Consider the following 18,440-nt stretch of genomic DNA (forward strand, 5'->3'; position numbering starts at 1 on the left):
CGTCTGAAGGGGGCGGCTCTGTGAAGGGCCGCCGCCCTCTGGCCATTTCAACACCAAGAGGTTGTCCGTGCACATCTTCCACACCACGCTCATACAGCTGGCCAAGGCCATGGCCTGGATCAGTGGCCTGCTGTTTCTCCTGCTGGCCTTCTACATGACGGGGGATGCCGTCAGCCGCACCCTGGGCGGACCTTTCACCGGTGTGTCCGACCAGATCGCCTCCTACTGCCTTTCGCTGGGTGCCACCTGGGCTCTGGCGCACGGTGTCGTGGCCGGCACTCACGTGCGCTCGGACGTGCTGCTGCCGCTGGTGCCCGCGCCGCTCAAGCGCTGGTTTGGCGTGCTGGCCCTGGCCGGGCTGACCGTGTTCGCCTGGATGCTGGCCTATTCGTCCTATCTGCTGACGATGGAGTCTCACGACATGGGCTCGACCGTGCCGCAGTCCATCATCGACATGCAGCTCTACATCCCGCAGGCGGTGTCGACCTTCGGCTTCATCGTTTTCGCCATCACCGCGTTGGTGTCCACCCTGGTGGCCGCAGGCAACCCCGAGCCCATCGCCGAAGAAGGAGGTATCTGACATGGCCGCCATCGTCATCACCACATTGTTTGCGCTGATCGGCTGTTTCCTGCTGAGCTTTCACATCGCCAGTTCGCTGGGGCTGACCGCCGCCGTTGCGGGCGCACTGCACATCGGCGAGATCTGGGGGTTCTTCGGCCAGATACCGTGGAACAACATCAGCAACAGCGGCATGATCGTCGTGCCCCTGTTCATCCTGATGGGCGAGCTGCTGCTGCGCAGCGGCGTGACCGAAGAGCTCTACGGGATCCTGAGCAAGTGGATGGGGCGCGTGCCCGGTGGCCTGTTGCACACCAACGTGCTGGCCAGCGGGCTCTTTGCCTCGATCTGCGGCTCCAGCGTCGCGACCACCTCCACCATCGGCGCGGTCGCGCTGCCGGAGATGCGCCGTCACGGCTACGACGAGAAGCTCGCCATGGGCTCGATCACGGCCGGCGGCACCCTGGGCATCCTGATTCCACCGAGCGTCATCATGATCATCTACGCCATCATGGCGGAGGTGTCGATTGCCCAGCTCTACATGGCCGGCATCGTGCCCGGGCTGCTGATGATGGCGGCGTTCATGCTGGTCATCCTGCTGGCGGCGCTCATCTCGCCCAAGCGCGCACCCAAGCTGTCCACGCTCTACAGCTGGTCCGAGCGGATACGCGGCCTGACGGCGGTGCTGCCGGTGCTGTTCCTGCTGGGCATGGTGATGGGCACCATCTATGCGGGTGTGGCCACACCCACCGAGGCCGCGGGCTTCGGTTCGGTCGGAGCCTTCCTGCTGGCCCTGCTCAAAGGCCGGGTCAACCGGCGCATGCTCAGCGAGACCTTCCTGGCCACGGCGTCGACCACGAGCATGGTGTTGCTGGTGGTGGTCAGCGCCTTCCTGCTGCAGTTCGTGCTGTCGCTCGGCGGTGTGCCGGCGGCGATCTCCAACTGGATCGCCGGGCTGGGGCTGAGCCAGATCGAGCTGATCCTGATCATCGCGCTGATCTACATCGCGTTGGGCATGTTCATGGAGAGCATGGCGATGATCGTCTGCACCCTGCCGATCCTGTTGCCCATCCTGCACGCGGCCCAGGTGGACCTGGTGTGGTTCGGGGTACTGGCGGTGATTCTGGTGGAGTTGTCGCTCATCACGCCGCCCGTGGGCATGAACCTGTTCGTGATGCATGGCCTGCGCGCCCGCATGGACGGACCACGTGCCGGGCCACTGACGGAGATTTTTGCCAGCAGCGTGCCATTTGTGGTGGCCATGCTGGCGGTGCTGGGCCTGATCATCGCCTACCCGCAGATCGCCACCGGCATCTTGGCGAACATGAAGCAATGATCCGCAGACACCGGTCGTCCGGCCGGTGCGGAACCCCTCAACCTGTTTTCGAGGCATCACCCTCATGACGCTCCCTTTCAAAGAACAATTCGCCGTGGTCACGGGCGCCGGCAGCGGCATCGGCAAGGAAACCGTGCGTGTTCTGGCCGAACGCGGTGCCAGGGGCATCGTGCTGGCGGACCTGAACCTGGACAGCGCCAGCCATGTGGCCAGCGACATCGCAGCGACCACGGGATGCGTGTGCGTGCCCTGCCAGCTCGACGTGGCACAGCCGGCTTCGATCGAAGCGATGTTCAGGTTCGCCATCGAACGCTTCGGGTCGCTCGATGTGCTGGTCAATGGCGCCGGCATCTGCACCTATCTCCCGGTGGAGGAACTGGATGCCCAGAAGTGGGAGCGCGTCATGGACATCAATCTGAGAGGGTCTTACCTCTGCGCCCGTGAGGCCATCCGGCTCATGAAGCCGCGACGCCGCGGCAAGATCGTGAACATCGCCTCCGTGGCTGCGCGCATCGGCGGTGTTGCTTCCGGTGTGGACTACGTTGCCTCGAAGGGTGGGGTTCTCTCCATGACCTACGCACTGGCCAAGGCGTGCATTCCGTTCGGCATCAACGTCAACGGCGTGGCCCCCGGTGTCATCGACACGCCACTCATCACCGCGCACAGCTATCCCGAGGGCACCATCATCGGCCACCCCCGTGACGTCGCGAACGTGATCGCCTTTCTGGCCAGTGAGGACGCACGGCATGTGCAGGGATGCACGATCGATGTCAACGGTGGCCTCTACATGCACTGAAGCAGAGGGATGTCCACATGAGCCAGAACACCACCCCACCCATCCCGGATACCCCGCAGCATGTGCTCGTCACGGGCGCGACCGGCGGCATCGGCCTCGGCATCTGTCATGCACTTGCCGAACGTGCACGCCGGGAGGGCCAGCCCCTGCGCCTGACGGCAGCAAGTTCCCAGCCTGGCGATCGGCTGAACGCTCTGGTGGACGGTCTGCGACGGGCCGGCGTCGAGGCCCAGGGTGTCTTCGGCGACGTGACGGTCCCCGAACAATGCCACGCCCTGGTGGCGCAGGCCATCGCCGCAGGCGGCGACCTCACGGCGCTGGTCTGTGTGGCCGGAGCCTCCGGCCCGGGGCGCCTGGCCGACCTGCCGGTCGAGCAATGGGACCTCACGTTCCATCTCAACACGCGATCGGTCTGGTTGCTGGCGCGTGCCGCTCGCGAATCCCTGCTTCGCACGCGCGGCAGCATCACGGCGGTGGCGTCCATGTCGGGCCTTCATCCCCACCCTGGCTACGGTGCCTACTCGCCGGCCAAGGCCGCTCTGGTGATGCTGTGCCGCCAGCTGGCACAGGAATGGGGCCCCGAGGGCATCCGCACCAACAGCGTGTGCCCCGGAATGATCCGCACACCGCTCACGGAAGGCGTGTACCAGGACGAAGAAACCCTGCATCAGCGGGAGGCCCTGGTGCCGGTGGGGCGCATCGGTCGACCGGATGACATTGGGCAGGCCGTGGCCTATCTCTCCAGCGAAGCAGCCTCTTACGTCAACGGGATGAGCCTGGTGGTCGACGGCGGCGTGTCGGACCACATGCTGTCGATGATCCCCGGACGACCAGGCAAACGGCCGATTGGGCAGACCTGAGCACAGTCCGAGAAGATCCGCCGCAGGTTGTTGACTAGAGGAGGCCGCTGTCGCCTCGTGGAGCGGCGTTCAGGGTTTCGGGTTGTCGATCTCGGCCCGGCGCAGCGGGTTGAACCCCGTCACCAGCGCGGTCGCCAGCAGCACCAGCGCACCCCCGGCGAAGATGCCCGACGACACGGTTTCGCCGAGGAAGATGTGGCCCCAGGTCACGCCGAACACCGGGATCAGGAACGCCGGGCTGGTGGCCGCCACCGGCGACACGTGGCGGATGATGCGCAGGTTCAGCCAGTAGGCCAGGCCCGAGGTGAAGACGCCCATGATCAGCAGCGCGACCATGGCCGTGGGCGTGAAGTTCGCCTGTGGCAGCGTCCACAGCGCGCCGGGCAGCAGCAGCACCATGGCGGCCGCGCTGATGCCCGCGGCGATGGCCAGCGGCTGCATGTGGTTGGTGGCGCGCTTCATCAGCGGCGTCGAGGTGCCGTAGCAGGCCGCTGCCACGATGCAGGCCAGTGCCGCGGTGATGGTGGCCGCGTCCGGCTTCACCGGGCCCAGCTGCAGGATCAGGCCCACGCCCACGAAGCCCAGCGCGCATCCCAGCAGCTTGCGGGCGTTCAGGGTGTCCTGCCCGAACCAGGCCGACGCCAGCGCGCCGAACAGCACCACCGTGGTGTTGAGCAGGGCGCTGTAGCCCGCGGGCAGGCGCAGCGCGGCCCAGGCGTAGAGCAGGAACGGGGCGGCCAGCGAGAGCGTGCTCAGGCGCAGCAGCTCGCGCCAGTGGCGCCAGGGCCAGGGTTCCCGCAGCGCGGCCATCAACACCGCCAGTGTGACCGTGGCCAGCAGCACACGGCCAAAGGCCATGACCTGCGGCCCGAGCAACGGGCTCGCGATGCGCAGGAACAGGAAGGAGGCGCCCCACAGGGCAGACAGGCCCACGAGCTGGGCAAAGTGGCGTGTTTTCACACGACCATTGTGCGGGGCTTTGGGAGGCAGGTCTGTCCGGTAGGCGCAAGGGCTTCCCTCCGTTGGGGTGGGTGGGGGCCGGTCGGTGCCGCACCTCAGTAAAATCGCCCACCTCACCAGGCGGCCAACCGGCCCGCTGGCACATCGACCCCACCACTGGACACCCATGCGTTATTCCGTCTCTCACCACAAGCTCAACCAGATCCTCGCGGCCCACGGCCTCAAGAACGGCGACGCGGGCGGCATCGACAAGCTCTTTGGTGGCAACGACGGCTACTACTGGTTCGGCACCGTGCGCGACCTCTGCCCCCCCGGCAAGACCATCAGCTGGGACGACCAGTACAGCATGGTCAATGCCATCCAGGCGCACGAAAACGCCACCGCCGCCGAAGACGAGATGAAGCCGCAGGTGCCCAGCGCGGCCAACATCGCGGCGCTCTCCAAGGTGCTGGGCGACCCGCTCTGAGCCGGTTTCAGATCTGCACCCGCGTGCCCAGCTCCACCACCGCGTTGCCGGGCAATCTGAAGAACTCCACCACGCCACCGGCGTTCTGGCTCATGGTGGCGAACAGGCGCTCGCGCCAGTTCGCCATGCCGCCGCCGGGCGTGGGCACCACGGTTTCCCGGCTGAGGAAGTAGGTGGTTTCAAACAGCGGGATCGGCAGGCCCTGGGCCTGCGCGAGTTCCAGTGCCTTGGGCACGTCGGGCGTGTTCATGAAGCCGAAGTTCACCGTCACGCGCCAGAAGCCGTGGCCCAGCGGCGCGATGTCGAGCCGCTGCGCCATGGGCACCCAGGGCACGTCGCGGAACACCACGGTCAGGATCACGTTGCGCTCGTGCAGCACCTGGTTGTGCTTGAGGTTGTGCAGCAGCGCCTGCGGCACGGTGCTCGGGTCGGCCACGGCGTAGACGGCGGTGCGCTGCGCGCGGTTCACGCTGCGCGGGTCCAGCGTGTCGATGAAGTCCTGCAAGGCCAGGCCCTCGGCGCGGATGCTCTGCAACACCAGCGTGCGCCCGCGGGCCCAGGTGCTCATGGCGCCAAACAGCAGCAGGCCCAGCACCAGCGGGAACCAGCCACCGTCGAGAAACTTGATGGCGCAGCCGGCGACCAGCAGCGCGTCGATGGCCAGGAAGAAGGCCGTGGCGACCCAGGCCAGCGGCGCCGGCAGGCGCCAGCCATCGCGCACCACGAAGAAGGTGAGCACGGTGGTGATCATCATGGTCAGCGTGACGGCGATGCCGTAGGCACTGGCCAGCGCCGATGAGCTGCCGAAGAACAGCACCACCGCCACCACACCGGCCAGCAGCGCCCAGTTGACGGCGGGCATGTAGATCTGCCCGATCTCGCGGGCCGAGGTGTAGCGCACCGCCATGCGCGGCAAGAAGCCGAGCTGGATCGCCTGCTTGGTCATGGAGTAGGCCCCCGAGATCACGGCCTGCGACGCAATGATGGCCGCGAGTGTGGCCAGCAGCAGCGCGGGCAGCACCCAGGCGTCGGGGAACAGGCGGTAGAAGGGGTTCTGGATGGCGCTCGGGTCGCCCATCAGCAGCGCGCCCTGGCCCAGGTAGTTCAGCGCCAGGCCGGGCAGCACCAGGCCGGTCCAGGCCAGCTGGATCGGCTTGCGGCCGAAGTGGCCCATGTCGGCGTACAGCGCCTCGGCGCCGGTGAGCGCGAGCACGATGGCGCCCACGGCGGCGAACACGTGCCAGCCCCGGTCCATCAGAAAGCTCCAGGCGTGCAGCGGGTTGAGCGCGGCCAGGATGGCCGGCTGCTGCGCGATGTGCAGCGCCCCGACGGTGCCGAGCACCACGAACCACAACACGATGATGGGCCCGAAGAAGCGGCCCACCACCGCGGTGCCGAAGCGCTGCATGAAAAACAGGCCGACCAGGATGGCCAGCGTGATCGGCACCACATAGGGCTTGAGCGCGGGCGTCACCAGCTCCAGCCCCTCCATGGCGCCGAGCACGGAGATGGCGGGCGTGATCACGCTGTCGCCGTAGAACAGCGTGGCGCCGAACATGCCCAGCAGCAACAGCGCCTGGCGCAGCGCGGGGCGGTGGTGCACCGCCTTGGCCGCCAGCGCGGTGAGCGCGAGGCCGCCACCTTCGCCGTGGTTGTCGGCGCGCAGGATGAGGATCACGTACTTGAGCGTGACCACCAGCATCAGCGCCCAGAAGAGGGTGGACACGGCGCCGATCAGGTGCAAGGCGTCCAGTGGCACGCCGGTGTGGGGCGCGAAGATTTCCTTGATGGTGTAGAGCGGGCTGGTGCCGATGTCGCCGTACACCACGCCGAGCGCGGCCAGGGTGAGGGCGGCCGTGCCCTGGCGGGCGGGCGATGTTTCGCCTGGGGCGGTGGTGGCGTTGGGGGGTGAGGCGCTCTGCGCTGCGGGGGTCATGAAGGCTCCGGTGTTTCCAAGGCCCGCACGATGGCACCGCACGCATCAGGATCGCATAAGGACCGATCGGGTACAGCTCAATGGCACCCGGCGTGCAATGCCTGCTCCAGGGCACCCGTGGAGCGGGCTTCGCCCGGCCACAGGGTGCGTCCCCCCGGCGCAGGGGGGGCTTATTCGTGCTCCGCGATGCGGTAACCCACGCCCGGTTCCGTCAGCAGGTGTTGCGGCTCGGCGCTGTCCGCTTCCAGCTTGGCGCGCAGCTGGCCCATGTAGAGCCGCAGGTACTGCGTCTGCTCGGTGTGTTCGGCGCCCCACACGTCGGCGAGCAGCTGGCGGTGCGTGACCACCTGGCCGGTCTGGCGCACCAGCCGGGCCAGCAGCTTGAACTCGGTGGGCGTGAGGTGCACCTCCTGCCCGTCGCGGCGCACCTTCCGGGTGGTGAGGTCGATGTCCAGCGCGCCCTGGCGGTAGCTCAGCACCGCCGGCTGGCTGTGCCGGCCCCGGTGGCGCAGCGCCACGCGCATGCGCGCGAGCAGCTCCCCGATGCCAAAGGGTTTGACGAGGTAGTCGTCGGCGCCGCTGTCGAGCAGGCGGATCTTCTGGCCCTCGGCCTCGCGGGCCGAGATCACGATCACCGGCGTGCCGTGCTGGCCGCGCAGTTCGGCCAGAAAGTCTTCGCCGTCGCCGTCGGGCAGGCCCAGGTCGAGCAGCACCAGCTCGGGCGCGGTGTCTGGCCTGGTGTGCTGCAGCAGGGCGCGTGCGTCGGCCAGGCTGGCCGAGGTCTGCACCGCGTAGCCCTCCACCGAGAGCGCTTCCTTCAGCGTCGCGCGCAGCTCGCGGTCGTCTTCGATCAGCAGGACGCGCTGGCTCATGGCGCGCCTTCTTCGGGCGGTGTGGGCTGCAGCTCGCGCAAGGGCAGGGCGCATTCAAAGCAGCAGCCACCGTGCGCGCGGGTCTGCAGGCGCAGCTCGCCGCCGTGGGCCCGGGCGATGGCGCGGCACACCGCCAGGCCCACGCCGGCACCCTCGCGGCGGGTCTCCACCGAGGCGGCACGGCTGGCCTCGTCGCCGCGCTGGAACACCTCGAACACCCGCTCGCGCCACGCCGGCGCGATGCCCGGGCCGTGGTCGCACACGCTGAGCAGCGCCTCGCCGCCCTGGCGGCACACCTGCAGCTCCACCGGCGATTCGCTCGGGCTGTACTTGAGCGCGTTGTCCAGCAGGTTGTCCAGCAGCTGCGACACCAGCATCGGATCGCACCACAGCAGCGGCATCTCGGGCTCGATCCAGGCCTTCACCCGGGCGCCGTCGGGGCGGCGGCGCGCGCGGCGCAGCACCGCCCCCACGATCTCTTCGGCCGATTCCCAGTCGCACCGCAGCTGCACCGAGGGCGCGTCGAGCCGGGCCAGCTGCAGCGTGTTGTCGGTCAGGCGGCTCAGGCGCTCGGCTTCTTCCACGATGCCGGCGGCCAGGCGGCGGCGCTGGTCGGCGTCGAGTTTGTCGGCCTGGTCGTGCAGGGCCGAGGCCGCGCCCATGATGGTGGCCAGCGGCGTGCGGTGGTCGTGCGAGATGGCGGCGAGCAGCGCGTTGCGCGTGGCCTGCAGCTGCGCCTGTTCACGGGAGCGCTGAGCCTGCGCGCTGATCAGCGAGCGGTGCAGGGCGCTGCCCATCTGGTCGCACAGGGCTTGCAGGTGTGGCCGCAGCTCCGGGCCGTTGCGCAAGGTGGCCATGCCACACACCAGCGCCGCGCCCAGCGTCACGCCGCGCCCGCGCAAGGGCAGGTAGCCGTCGGGCAGCTCGTCGTAGCGGCCGGTGCCCGAACCCATGGCCCGACCGTCGCGGATGCACAGGGCGAGCCCCGTGCGCTGCTCGTCGTTCGCGTCGCCCACGTGCAGGGTGGAATCGTCTTCGGGCTGGGCGCCCAGGCCCCGCAGCACCGACACCGCCACCGGCGCCTGCGTGGCCTCGGCCAGCGCGGCGTGCAGGGCGCTGGCGTGGGCGGCGGGGTCGGCCGCGTCGCGCAGCGTGTCGCCCCAGGTGCGCAGCCTTTTTTCGCGCTCGGCCAGCTGGCGCGCGGCGTCGGCCAGCTGGCGCTGACGGATCACCAGGCCTGAAATGACCCAGTTGGCCACCAGCATCGCCAGCAGCAACAGCGCGTGCTGGTGCAGGTCCACCGTGAAGGTGAAGCGCGGCGGCACAAAGGCCCAGTTGAAGGCGATCACCCCGGCCGCGCTGGCCGCGGCGCTGATGACCCCGGGCAGCCAGAGCGACGCCACGACCGAGGTCAGCATCAGCAGCATGGCCAGGTTGGCCAGGTCCAGGTGGCGGTCGAGCGCCAGCATCAACGCCCAGCCGACCAGCCACGTGAGCCAGGGCCAGGGGCTGTGCCATCGCGGAGCGGGGGTGTTCAGGTTGCTTTGCATGGTGAGGCAGCCTAGCGGCAAGGCCATCAGGAAAGCATAAGGCCACCCAGGTTTGCCTTGCATCCGCCAACCGGGCAGCATCTGGCGCCCGGAGCCATGCGACAGCGTGGCCCGGGGCGCGTTTCGACGGTCGGGCAGCGGCGCGGCCTCGGGCGCCCTAAACTGATCAGCCCAAAAGAGGTTTCGGCGTTGGTCGGCCAGAGCGGCCCAGGCGCCATGAGAACGGTTTGATTCGAGAGGTTCCACCATGTCGCTCGCGCTCTACGGCCACCCCTTTTCCTCGTACACCCAGAAGGCGCTCATCGCGCTCTACGAAAACGGCACCCCCTTCGAGTTCCGCTGCATCGGGCCCGACACGCCGGAGCACGCGGCCGAGTGGCTGCGGCGCTGGCCCATCGCCCGGTTCCCGCTGCTGCTGGACGGCGAACGCCAGATCGTCGAGACCGGCCTGATCATCGAGTACCTGCAACTCGCGCACCCCGGTCCGGTGCGCCTGCTGCCCGCCGACCCGATGGCCGCACTGGACGTGCGCTTTCTCGATCGCTATTTCGATCTGTACGTGATGAGCGCCGTGCAGCTGGCCGTGGACACCGCGCTGCTGCGGTATCCGATGCCGGTTGACAAAGGCCGAGCCATCGCCAGCGAGCGGCTGGAGCGCGCCTACGGCTGGCTCGAAGGGCACCTGGCCGGCAAGACCTGGGCCGCTGGCGATCACTTCACGCTGGCCGATTGCGCGGCCGCGCCCTCGCTGTTCTATGCGGACTGGGTGCACCAGATCCCCGAGACGCACCCGGTGCTGCGCGCCTACCGCTCGCGCCTGCTGGCGCGTCCGTCGTTCGCCCGGGCGGTCGAAGAGGCGCGGCCATTCCGCTCGCTCTTTCCGCTGGGGGCGCCCGACAGGGACTGAGGCCGGGCGCGCGCTGGCCGCAGTCCGCTGCGTGGGTGGGTCTCAGCGCAAGCCAAAAAACGACAAGGCGGCGAGAACAATGACCACCAGGCCGACGATATAAATGATGCTGTTCATGAAGGGCCCCGTTTGCTGAAGTTGCAGGTTCAAAAAGCGGTCCACGTGTCAGAAGTCACAGGAACCGAATCTCCATTTCAACGCGCCGGGACAGATCTGTCGGTGTGCCAGCCCACAGAGGCAGGGCTGGCCTGATGAAAGCTCCGCGGTGACGGGTGTTCGTGTGGCGGCGCACAGACAAAACGGCACGGACCGCGTCTCATGTTCGCTCCACCTTCCACCGAAGCAGGAGCTGAACATGAACCCGTTGACTCCCCCCGCCTCCCACACACCCGTGGATGGAGACCTGGCCGAGCAGGCCAACCCTGGCCAGGGCATTCCCTCCCAGGACCCGGACGCCGAAGCGCAAACGCTGCTGGAACCGCACGAAGCCGAGCGAGAAGGCAAATCGATGCTGGTGGGCGGTGGCATGGTGGCCGGTGCGGCCACGGGCGCCGCCATCGGTGTCGCGGTCGCCGGCCCCGTCGGCATTCTGGCGGGGGCCACCCTGGGCGCCGTTGCCGGTGCCCTCGGCGGCGCCGCCGCCGGCGCCGCAGCCAACCCTGAAGAAGAAGCGGACACCGAGGCCCCCGAGCCGACTGATTCCGCTCGGTGAGGCGACCACCCGTGGCGACCGGTTCGCCCGGCACAACCCGCGGCATGGCGCCCGGCAGGGTTTCCGCTGGCTAAGTGTGCGTACGTATGTGATGATCGTCGCCGAGTCCCTGTGGTTGGGGGCGGGGGCCATCATGCGGGTCCCTGCGTCCGGAGCGCAGACCGCACACGATCTCCACAGGTTCACCCCATGACGATTCTGAACATGACTTTCCCACAAGCCATCAACGCGCGCCAGGCCGGTCGGAACCCGCGCGGCGCCCACGATGCGAACCGAGCACCGACCCGCTGACATGCCCTTGACCGAAGGCCCCGTCCACCGCTTCACGTTCCACATTTCCGGCGAGCCCGTGAACCCGCCGCCTGCGCTGGCCCACCGGCAGGCACGGGCTGGCACCACCTTGAGCCTGGGACCGGCACAACCATGAAATCGGAGCCTTTTGACACAGAGGCGCTCCGCCAGGCGCGCATCGCGGAGCTCATCGAGACCCTGCACGACGTGGAGCAACAGCTGGAGGCGTTGACCGGGGGCGAAGTCGACGCCGTGACCAACCGGGCCGGCCGCACCTGGCTGTTGCCCAGGGCCCAGGAAAAGCTGCGTCACGAGGTCGCCAGGAAGCAGGCCGCGTTGCTGGACGCGCTGCCGTCGAGTGTCGCGTTGCTGGATGCCAACGGCGTGATCGTCGCGGTGAACGAGGCTTGGCGGCGTTTCGGTGATGCGAACGGCCTCCGGGACCCCGATCACGGCGTGGGCCGCAATTACCTCGACATCTGCGACACGGTCGCCAGCCCGGACGCGGCCCGGAACCCGGCGGTGGCGGTCGCGCTGCGCGCCGTGCTGGCGGGTGAGCGCAGCACCCTCTCCATCGAGTACCCCTGCGACTCGCCGCAGGAACAACGGCGTTTCCTGCTGACGGCGGCTCCGCTGGAGGCGGGGCGGCGCGCCGGCGCGGTGATCATGCATGTGGACATCAGCGACCGGGTGCGGGCCGAGCAGGCCCACCTGCACAGCGCGGAACTGCTGCAGGCGGTGGCCGACGGCACGCCCGACATCGTCTTCGTCAAGGACCTGGAAGGGCGCTACCTGCTGTGCAACAACGCGCTGGCCCGTTTCACGGGGCGCGCGGTCGAACAGATTCTCGGCCACGACGACCGTGCCTTGTACGGCGCCGCAGAGGCCTCGAAGACCATCGAGAACGACCGCAGGCTGTTGGCCTCGGGCGAGGCGCACGCCTCCGAGGAGTCGCTCACGGGCCCGGGTGGGCGGCGCACCTTCAATTCGGCGCGGGCCCCCTTCCGCAACGCGCAGGGCGAGGTGATCGGGGTCATCTGCATCGCGCGGGACATCACCGACGACAAGCGGGCCCACCAGGCCCTGCGTGACAGCGAGGCGATTCTGGACATGGCGGGCCGGGTGGCCAAGGTGGGTGGCTGGCGGCTGGACACGATCCACCGCCATCTCCACTGGTCCGACATCGTGGCCAGCCTGCACGATGAGCCGGCGGGCTACTCGCCCTCGCTGGAGGAGGGCATTGAATCCTTCGTCGCCGAATACCGCGCCGGTGTCCGCACGGCCGTGGAGCGCTGTGCCAAGTTCGGTGTGCCCTACGACGTGGAGGCTGAAAAGATCTCGGCCACGGGGCGCCGTTTCTGGGTGCGCACCATGGGCGAGGCGGTTCGGGATGATGCGGGCCGCATCGTGTACATCCAGGGCGCGCTGCAGGACATCACCGAACGCAAGCTGGCCGCGCTGGACACACAGAAACTGGCCACGCGGCTCACGAACACACTGGAGAGCATCACCGACGGCTTCTTCACCGTCGACCGGGACTGGCGCTTCACGTATGTCAACCGCGAGGCAGCGCGCCTGTGGGGGCGGCCTCGCGACATGCTGCTGGGACACGTGATGTGGGACCTCTTCCCCGAGGCACTGGGCACGGCCTTCGAACAGGCGTACCAACGGTCGATGGGCGGCGAAACCGGTGTCAGCATCGAGGGCTTTTACGCCCCCCTGCAGACCTGGTTCGGCATCGACTGCCACCCGTCAGAGGACGGGCTCTCGGTGTATTTCCGGGATGTCACCGCGCGGCGCCTGGCGCAGCAGCACCTGAAGCTGCTCGAAGCGGGTGTGGCGCAGCTCAAGGACACGGTCATCATCACCGAGGTGGCGCCCGATGTGTCGCTGGGAGCCCGCATCGTGTTCGTCAACGAAGCCTTCGAACGCATGACCGGCTACGCCCGCGACGAGGTGCTGGGGCGCTCACCGAGCCTGCTGAATGGTCCGCTGACCGATCCCGTCGAGATTCACCGCATCAGCGCGGCGTTCGAACGCCTCGAACCCGTGCACGTGGAAATGATCGCGTACACCCGCAGCGGCCGGTCGCACTGGATCGAGCTCGACATCACCCCGGTGGCCACGTCGGGCGACCAGTGCACCCATTTCGTCTCGATCGCGCGCGACATCAGCGAGCGGCGTCACCACGAGCAACACCTGCGCGATCTCAACGCCGGGCTGGAGGACCGGGTGCGCCACCGCACCCTGGAACTGGAGCGGGCGCGCGAACTGGCCGAACAGGCCAACCGCGCCAAGTCGTCGTTTCTGGCGATGATGAGCCATGAGATCCGCACGCCGATGAACGGCGTCGTCGGCATGATCGACGTGCTCGAAGAAAGCCGGCTTCGCCCTGAACAGCGCGATCTGGTGAACACCGTGCGCGAGTCGGCCTATGCCCTGATGGCCATCGTCGACGACGTGCTGGATTTCTCGAAGATCGAAGCCGGCCAGTTCGACATCGATTGCGAGCCGATGGACGTGATCGCGGTCGTCGAGGGGGTCAGCGATGCCTTGCACCCGCTGGCGGTGAACAAGGGCGTGGGCTTTCACCTGTACACCGACCCCCGCCTGCCACACGGCATGCTGGGCGACGCCGCGCGCCTGCGCCAGGTGCTCATGAACCTGCTCGGCAACGCGATCAAGTTCAGCCAGGGGGTGTCGCGCCGTGGCACCGTGTCCCTGCGCGCCCTGCGCGTCGCCGGACCTGCCGGCGAAGACACGCTGCTGGTGGAGGTGTCGGACAACGGCATCGGCATGGACCCCGCCACCCTGGCGCGCCTGTTCTCGCCGTTCACGCAGGCCGACGCCAGCACCACCCGGCGCTTCGGTGGCACCGGGCTGGGGCTCAGCATTTCGCACCGCCTGTTGTCGCTGATGGGGGGTGAGGTGACGGTCCGCAGCGCGCCGGGCGAGGGGTCGACGTTCACCGTGCGCCTGCCCATCGCGGTGGCGCCGGACGACCCCCGCACCGGGACCGCAGAGGCACGGCCGCCGCTGGCGGGTTTGCCCTGTCTGGTGGTGGGCGCTGCGACCGGCCCCGCCCGCGACCTGGGCGACTACCTGGACCACGCCGGCGCCGAGGTGACCTGTCGGCAGACCCCGGAGCAGGCCCAGGCGTGGTTGCGCAGCGTCGGCCCGGGCCCCTGTGTCGTGGTCATCGCCGACGCCCCGGACACCCCCGAAGACAGCGACCCGATGCTCGCGGCCTGTCGTGCCGTCGGGGCGCAACGCCCCGAGCTGGCGCTGGCCTTCGTGCTCTTCGAGCGGGGTCGCCGGCACCCGCCGCGCCAGCACGCGCGGGACCAGGTGTGGCTGGACGGCGAAGGCCTGCACCGGGCCCGGTTCCTGGACGGCGTGGACCAGGCGGCGCGCCTCCGGCCGTGGGACGACCCCGCCGAGCCACCCGCCGAGGGGGAGACCGCGCCGATGCCGCTCCAGGCGCTGGACGGCCCCGCGAGCCGCCCTGACGCGAAACCCCTGATCCTGGTGGCAGAAGACAACGAGATCAACCAGAAGGTGCTGACCCAGCAACTCTCGTTGCTCGGCTACCGCGCCGAGGTGGCGTCCAACGGCGTCGAGGCGCTGGCCTGCTGGCGCCAGGGCGGGCATGTCCTGCTGCTGACCGACCTGCACATGCCGCTGATGGACGGCTACACGCTGGCCGCTGCGGTGCGCGCCGGTGAGGTGGGCGGTGCCGCGCGACTGCCCATCCTGGCCCTGACCGCGAACGCCCTGCGGGAGGAAGAGCTGCGCTGCCTGCAGGCCGGCATGGACGCCTACCTGAGCAAGCCGGTGCGCCTGGCGCAACTCAAGTCGGCCATCGAAACCTGGCTGCGGCCCACGCCAACGCCCACGCTGTCGCCCGTGACCGTGCCGGGAGGCGCGGCGGCGACCGCATCACCACCGGTGAACCTGGGCGTGCTCGCCGACCTGCTCGGTGACGATCCGGCCGTGATTCAGGACGTGCTGGCGACCTTTCGCGCCAGCACGGTGGGCGCGGCGCTGACGATGGCCCAGGCCCACGCCGCCGGTGAGGCGCAGACCCTGTTTCAAACCGCCCACAAGCTGAAGTCGGCCGCGCGTGCCGTCGGGGCGGCGCGCCTCGGGCGGATCTGTGCCGACATCGAAGCGATCACCGCCCAACGCCACTCGCCGCTGCTGGCGGCGCTGGAGCCGCTGATGGCCGAGTTCCGCATCGAGTTGCGAGCGGTGCACTCGTTTCTCGACCAGCAGCAGCGTTAGGGCGGCGGCGGACCGCCGTTGCCTCGCTCAGGGGGCCAGGGCGCCCGCTTCGCGTTCGGGGTGGCGGTGTCTGCCCAGCGCGGTGATGAAGTCCGCCACCGCGCGCTCCGCCTTGGCGGCGGTGCCGATCACGATGCCCGGATCGGCTTCGCCGCTCGCCAGCGTCGGCGAGGCGCCCGCCTGCGCCATCAGTGCCTTCGAGGCCCCGAGCGCGAGCAGGGTCTTGCCATGGCGGTGCTGGTTCGAGATGAAGTCCATCACCTCGATGAGGGTGCCGAGCGCTTTCACGCCCCTGGCGCCGTCGGGCAGCACGACGCCGTCGAACAGCACCGCGGGCGAGTTCTCCAGCGTGCCGGTGGCGTCGAAGGGGTCGCCGCTGGCGGGTTTCACCGGCCCCAGGCGCGGGGCGATCAGGTGCACCGTGGCGCCAGCGGCCCGCAGCGCCGCCTGCGCGGTCGCGAGCGACTTGCCGTCCACGCCATCGGCCACCAGGATGGCGACGCTGCGCGAGCGGATGCCGCCGCTGCCCGGCAGGGCCGTGAGCGACAGCGCGGTCGAGGTGGTGACCTCGGGTGGGGCGGGGTTCGCCAGCGCCTTCGGTATCGCGGGCGGGACGGCCATGCCCAGCCCGGCGGCGACGGAGGCAGCAAGTTCCTCGGACACGTTGACCAGCGACGACACCATGCGCTCGCGGATCGCCGGCACCGTGAGCTTGCTCAGCTCGAAGCGGAAACCGCCCGCGATGTGCGCCTTCTCGACGGCGGTCTGGCTCTCGTAGAAGAGCGTGGCCTGGGTGTAGTGGTCGGCGAACTTCTCGGGCTTGCCGCGCAGCTTGTCGCTCTGGCCCTCGTCCACCGGTTGCGGGAACGAGACGAAGCCCGCGGTGCCGGCCTGGAAGGGGCAGCCGCCGCCGAGCGAGTTGGGCTCGTAGGCGACACGGCCACGCGGGATGGCCCGGCGGTGCAGCCCGTCGCGCTGGTGGTTGTGCGGGGCGGCGAGCGGGGCGTTGATCGGAATCTCGTGGAAGTTGGCGCCGCCCAGCCGCGTGATCTGGGTGTCCACGTAGGAGTGGATGCGCCCGGCCAGCAGCGGGTCGTTGCTGAAGTCGATGCCCGGCACCACGTGCGCGGTGCAGAACGCCACCTGCTCGGTCTCGGCAAAGAAGTTGTCGGGGTTGCGGTTGAGCACCATGCGGCCCACCGGCGTCACGGGCACCAGCTCTTCGGGGATCAGCTTGGTGGCGTCGAGCACGTCGAAGCTGAAGGCCTCGGCCTGTGCCTCGGTGAAGATCTGGAAGCCGAGTTCCCACTCGGGGTACTCGCCCGCTTCGATGGCTTCCCAGAGGTCGCGGCGGTGGAAGTCGGAATCGGCGCCCGAGAGCTTCACCGCCTCGTCCCACACCAGCGAGTGCGTGCCAAGTTTCGGAGTCCAGTGGAACTTGACGAAGTGCGACTCACCCGCCGCGTTGACCAGCCGGTAGGTGTGCACGCCGAAGCCCTGCATCATGCGCAGGCTGCGCGGAATGCCCCGGTCCGACATCACCCACATCAGCGTGTGCGTGGTCTCGGGGCTGAGCGAGGCGAAGTCCCAGAAGGTGTCGTGCGCCGAGGCGGCCTGCGGCATGCCGTGGTGCGGCTCGGGCTTCACCGCGTGCACGAGGTCGGGGAACTTCATCGCGTCCTGGATGAAGAACACCGGGATGTTGTTGCCCACCAGGTCCCAGTTGCCTTCGTGGGTGTAGAACTTGACGGCGAAGCCGCGGATGTCGCGCGCGGTGTCGGTCGAGCCGCGTTCGCCGGCGACGGTCGAGAAGCGCGTGAAGACCGGCGTGATCTTGCCGGCGGTCTGGAACGGCGCGGCACGCGTGAACGCCGTCATCGGCTCGTAGGCCTCGAAGAAGCCGTGCGCCGCCGAGCCGCGCGCGTGCACGATGCGCTCGGGGATGCGCTCGTGATCGAAGTGCGTGATCTTCTCGCGCAGGACGAAGTCTTCGAGCAGGGTGGGCCCACGCAGGCCGGCCTTGAGCGAGTGCTGGTTGTCGCCGATGGCCACACCCTGGTTCGTGGTCAGCACCTGGCCCGAGGCGTCCGAGCGCGCGCGGTCGAGGTCGCTGCTCTTGGCCGACACGTTGACCTCGCTCAGTGTGCTGGCCGACGCGATGGGCGACGGGCTGGGCACGGTGGCGCCCGGCGGTGGTGTGACGGCGTTCTCGCGGCCGAACTCCAGCGCCTTGTTGGCGTTGTGGGGCATCGCTGCGGCGAGCGCCTGCGCGGCGGCACCTTGAGCCGCCAGTGGGGCGCTGTCCTGCGTTGGGTGGTCGGCGCGTTTGACAGGGGTGGGCTTCATGGGAGACCTCGTGAGGGTTGAAGGACGGCGCAGGCGGTGTGGCCTGGGGCAGGGATCAGCTGCCCGACGGCGGCTGCCCACCGGGGCCGGGCACCAGGCGGGCGCGGCGTTTCGCGTCCAGGCCGGGGGTGGCCCGCATGTCGGTGTCGACCAGGCCGGCGTCGAGGTCGCGCTGGGCCTGGACCATCTTGGGATCGGGTGCCTCGGCCGTGTCGTTGACGGTTTCGTCGCGTTCGTGGGGGAGCGGCAAGCCGGGGGGCGAGAGGGGCGCTTTCGCACCCCGCGGTGGCGTGGCCACCTGGCGCCCGACAGGCCGCCGGCCGCTGGGGTTCATGGACATGCGGCTTCCTCCACTGGGGAACGGCTGGGCCGGGTCTGCAGGCCGGGTTTGATCGCGGGGTCGATGGTCCGGTCGTGCTCGGGGTCGTCCGGGATGGCCGGGGGCATCGGCCCCTCGTCGGGTTCGACGGGCGGCGCGCCCGGTTCGAATTCATCCGGCACGTCGTTGTCGGGGAGATGGGGTCTGTGGGCGTGGACACGGGACATGGTGGGGCCTCCTGGGTGA

General features: G+C 69.2%; 16 protein-coding genes. 8 read left to right on the forward strand and 8 right to left on the reverse strand.

Annotation, left to right across the window (positions count from 1 at the left end):
- Positions 1–67: 67 nt before the first annotated feature.
- The 4 genes from IM738_RS04955 (at position 68) to IM738_RS04970 (ending at position 3,551) form a co-directional block, all read left to right on the forward strand.
- Positions 68–580 carry a TRAP transporter small permease gene (locus tag IM738_RS04955; RefSeq protein WP_236964780.1) on the forward strand — a complete coding sequence of 171 codons (513 nt, stop codon included), beginning with the start codon at positions 68–70 and terminating at the stop codon, positions 578–580.
- A 1-nt stretch (position 581) separates the two neighbouring features.
- Complete coding sequence (locus IM738_RS04960) at positions 582–1,895, forward strand: TRAP transporter large permease (RefSeq protein ID WP_236964781.1); 1,314 nt, start codon at positions 582–584, stop codon at positions 1,893–1,895.
- 64 nt (positions 1,896–1,959) lie between these two features.
- On the forward strand, positions 1,960–2,691 hold the full coding sequence (locus tag IM738_RS04965) for an SDR family NAD(P)-dependent oxidoreductase (protein WP_236964782.1): 732 nt from the start codon (positions 1,960–1,962) through the stop codon (positions 2,689–2,691).
- A gap of 17 nt (positions 2,692–2,708) precedes the next feature.
- Complete coding sequence (locus IM738_RS04970; RefSeq protein ID WP_236964783.1) at positions 2,709–3,551, forward strand: SDR family NAD(P)-dependent oxidoreductase; 843 nt, start codon at positions 2,709–2,711, stop codon at positions 3,549–3,551.
- Positions 3,552–3,620: 69 nt separating this feature from the next.
- On the opposite strand, the gene IM738_RS04975 is transcribed toward IM738_RS04970, so the two are convergent.
- Positions 3,621–4,511 carry a DMT family transporter gene (locus IM738_RS04975; RefSeq protein ID WP_236964784.1) on the reverse strand — a complete coding sequence of 297 codons (891 nt, stop codon included), beginning with the start codon at positions 4,509–4,511 and terminating at the stop codon, positions 3,621–3,623.
- Positions 4,512–4,677: 166 nt separating this feature from the next.
- Here IM738_RS04975 and IM738_RS04980 point away from each other — a divergent pair, with 166 nt between their 5' ends.
- Entirely contained in the window at positions 4,678–4,977 is a 300-nt protein-coding gene (locus IM738_RS04980; RefSeq protein ID WP_236964785.1) for a hypothetical protein, read from the forward strand.
- A 7-nt stretch (positions 4,978–4,984) separates the two neighbouring features.
- On the opposite strand, the gene IM738_RS04985 is transcribed toward IM738_RS04980, so the two are convergent.
- The 3 genes from IM738_RS04985 to IM738_RS04995 form a co-directional block, all read right to left on the reverse strand.
- On the reverse strand, positions 4,985–6,913 hold the full coding sequence (locus IM738_RS04985; protein ID WP_236964786.1) for a potassium transporter Kup: 1,929 nt from the start codon (positions 6,911–6,913) through the stop codon (positions 4,985–4,987).
- Between the two features lie 170 nt (positions 6,914–7,083).
- A complete protein-coding gene (locus IM738_RS04990; protein ID WP_236964787.1) occupies positions 7,084–7,785 on the reverse strand; it encodes a response regulator in 702 nt (233 codons plus the stop codon).
- A complete protein-coding gene (locus IM738_RS04995; RefSeq protein ID WP_236964788.1) occupies positions 7,782–9,335 on the reverse strand; it encodes a sensor histidine kinase in 1,554 nt (517 codons plus the stop codon). The genes IM738_RS04990 and IM738_RS04995 overlap by 4 nt, the downstream gene beginning before the upstream one ends.
- Before the next feature lie 247 nt (positions 9,336–9,582).
- On the opposite strand from IM738_RS04995, the gene IM738_RS05000 reads away from it, so the two are divergent.
- On the forward strand, positions 9,583–10,242 hold the full coding sequence (locus IM738_RS05000) for a glutathione S-transferase family protein (RefSeq protein ID WP_236964789.1): 660 nt from the start codon (positions 9,583–9,585) through the stop codon (positions 10,240–10,242).
- A gap of 42 nt (positions 10,243–10,284) precedes the next feature.
- On the opposite strand, the gene IM738_RS05005 is transcribed toward IM738_RS05000, so the two are convergent.
- Positions 10,285–10,404: an LPXTG cell wall anchor domain-containing protein gene (locus IM738_RS05005; RefSeq protein ID WP_236964790.1), complete on the reverse strand. Its 120-nt coding sequence runs from the start codon at positions 10,402–10,404 to the stop codon at positions 10,285–10,287.
- 193 nt (positions 10,405–10,597) lie between these two features.
- On the opposite strand from IM738_RS05005, the gene IM738_RS05010 reads away from it, so the two are divergent.
- Both IM738_RS05010 and IM738_RS05015 read left to right on the forward strand, forming a co-directional pair.
- Complete coding sequence (locus IM738_RS05010; protein ID WP_236964791.1) at positions 10,598–10,954, forward strand: hypothetical protein; 357 nt, start codon at positions 10,598–10,600, stop codon at positions 10,952–10,954.
- A 423-nt stretch (positions 10,955–11,377) separates the two neighbouring features.
- Entirely contained in the window at positions 11,378–15,529 is a 4,152-nt protein-coding gene (locus IM738_RS05015) for a PAS domain-containing protein (protein WP_236964792.1), read from the forward strand.
- A gap of 27 nt (positions 15,530–15,556) precedes the next feature.
- On the opposite strand, the gene IM738_RS05020 is transcribed toward IM738_RS05015, so the two are convergent.
- From IM738_RS05020 to IM738_RS05030, 3 genes are read right to left on the reverse strand one after another with little or no spacing between them, the layout of a single operon-like run.
- The gene (locus IM738_RS05020; protein WP_236964793.1) at positions 15,557–17,875 is read right to left on the reverse strand and encodes a catalase; all 2,319 of its coding nucleotides are present in this window, start codon (positions 17,873–17,875) and stop codon (positions 15,557–15,559) included.
- Positions 17,876–17,930: 55 nt separating this feature from the next.
- On the reverse strand, positions 17,931–18,215 hold the full coding sequence (locus tag IM738_RS05025) for a hypothetical protein (RefSeq protein ID WP_236964794.1): 285 nt from the start codon (positions 18,213–18,215) through the stop codon (positions 17,931–17,933).
- Entirely contained in the window at positions 18,206–18,421 is a 216-nt protein-coding gene (locus IM738_RS05030; RefSeq protein WP_236964795.1) for a hypothetical protein, read from the reverse strand. The genes IM738_RS05025 and IM738_RS05030 overlap by 10 nt, the downstream gene beginning before the upstream one ends.
- Positions 18,422–18,440: the final 19 nt, after the last annotated feature.

Origin of the sequence: Hydrogenophaga sp. SL48 (assembly GCF_021729865.1) — a bacterium.
In the GTDB taxonomy this organism is placed as follows: Bacteria; Pseudomonadota; Gammaproteobacteria; order Burkholderiales; family Burkholderiaceae_C; genus Hydrogenophaga.

Coding starts and splice junctions, on each gene's coding strand:
- IM738_RS05025 (WP_236964794.1), bottom strand. CDS start 18,215: ATGTCCATGAACCCCAGCGGCCGGCGGCCTGTCGGGCGCCAGGTGGCC.
- IM738_RS05020 (WP_236964793.1), bottom strand. CDS start 17,875: ATGAAGCCCACCCCTGTCAAACGCGCCGACCACCCAACGCAGGACAGC.
- IM738_RS05010 (WP_236964791.1), top strand. CDS start 10,598: ATGAACCCGTTGACTCCCCCCGCCTCCCACACACCCGTGGATGGAGAC.
- IM738_RS04995 (WP_236964788.1), bottom strand. CDS start 9,335: ATGCAAAGCAACCTGAACACCCCCGCTCCGCGATGGCACAGCCCCTGG.
- IM738_RS04990 (WP_236964787.1), bottom strand. CDS start 7,785: ATGAGCCAGCGCGTCCTGCTGATCGAAGACGACCGCGAGCTGCGCGCG.
- IM738_RS05015 (WP_236964792.1), top strand. CDS start 11,378: ATGAAATCGGAGCCTTTTGACACAGAGGCGCTCCGCCAGGCGCGCATC.
- IM738_RS04960 (WP_236964781.1), top strand. CDS start 582: ATGGCCGCCATCGTCATCACCACATTGTTTGCGCTGATCGGCTGTTTC.
- IM738_RS04970 (WP_236964783.1), top strand. CDS start 2,709: ATGAGCCAGAACACCACCCCACCCATCCCGGATACCCCGCAGCATGTG.
- IM738_RS05030 (WP_236964795.1), bottom strand. CDS start 18,421: ATGTCCCGTGTCCACGCCCACAGACCCCATCTCCCCGACAACGACGTG.
- IM738_RS04965 (WP_236964782.1), top strand. CDS start 1,960: ATGACGCTCCCTTTCAAAGAACAATTCGCCGTGGTCACGGGCGCCGGC.
- IM738_RS05000 (WP_236964789.1), top strand. CDS start 9,583: ATGTCGCTCGCGCTCTACGGCCACCCCTTTTCCTCGTACACCCAGAAG.
- IM738_RS04980 (WP_236964785.1), top strand. CDS start 4,678: ATGCGTTATTCCGTCTCTCACCACAAGCTCAACCAGATCCTCGCGGCC.
- IM738_RS04985 (WP_236964786.1), bottom strand. CDS start 6,913: ATGACCCCCGCAGCGCAGAGCGCCTCACCCCCCAACGCCACCACCGCC.